Annotated in this window: 1 protein-coding gene; it reads right to left on the minus strand. The window is 29.0% G+C overall.

Going from position 1 to position 796, the window contains the following annotated elements; genetic code table 11:
• The coding region (locus DXA15_RS25135; protein ID WP_255420009.1) for a 6-bladed beta-propeller at window positions 1–639 on the minus strand (639 nt) is incomplete at its 3' end.
• Between the last annotated feature and the right edge of the window lie 157 nt (window positions 640–796).

Raw genomic sequence — 796 nt, forward strand, 5'->3', positions numbered from 1 at the left:
GTAATTACCATAAGAAGGATCAATAATAGTCAGATCCTCAAAGTTTGTATATCTATAAAAACATGATCCGGAACCATGTGTAATAAGAAATTCTCCTTTTTTAATTTTCATATCATCACTAACATGATACATTAGGTATCTTTTTTTCTCTGCACTAAAATCTTTTATACCAGATGTTCCACCCCAAAAATAATAACCACCAGTGGGAGCTTGTGTGAAATAGTCTGCATTACAGTATTGATTTTGATCTAAAAAATCAAAGTGTTTTGTTTCTATGTAATCACCTGTTAAGGAATAAGTAATTATTTTTTTGAAATCTAAGATCTCGATATGATCTTTATATACGAGGTAGTCTCGCATTTCCAAGTATTCTCCTGGTCCATTACCTTTGGAACCAATTTGATATTTGTATTTTCCTTTGGAATCAAAAACAAGGAGTCTTTTTAATCCATCATTGATATAAATAAGAGAATCTACTATTTTTAAGTTCATAACAAAAGATATCATGCAGTCCGGTTTAGTCTCTAATGGTAAAAAAGTAACTTTCGAAAAGATAGAGTCCGAATGTGATGTGATATCTAGTTTGTCGGGAACATTAATAACTTTTGTAGATGTATTAGAATAGTCATTCTCCTTTATACTTTTTTCATTACATGAAAAAAAGGTGCATTAATAACTTTTGTAGATGTATTAGAATAGTCATTCTCCTTTATACTTTTTTCATTACATGAAAAAAAGGTGCATAATAAAACTGTAAATATGGATAGTGTTGTTTTCATTATGATGGTACTAAATA

The organism is Parabacteroides sp. AM58-2XD (assembly GCF_003463685.1).
Lineage (GTDB): Bacteria > Bacteroidota > Bacteroidia > Bacteroidales > Tannerellaceae > Parabacteroides > Parabacteroides segnis.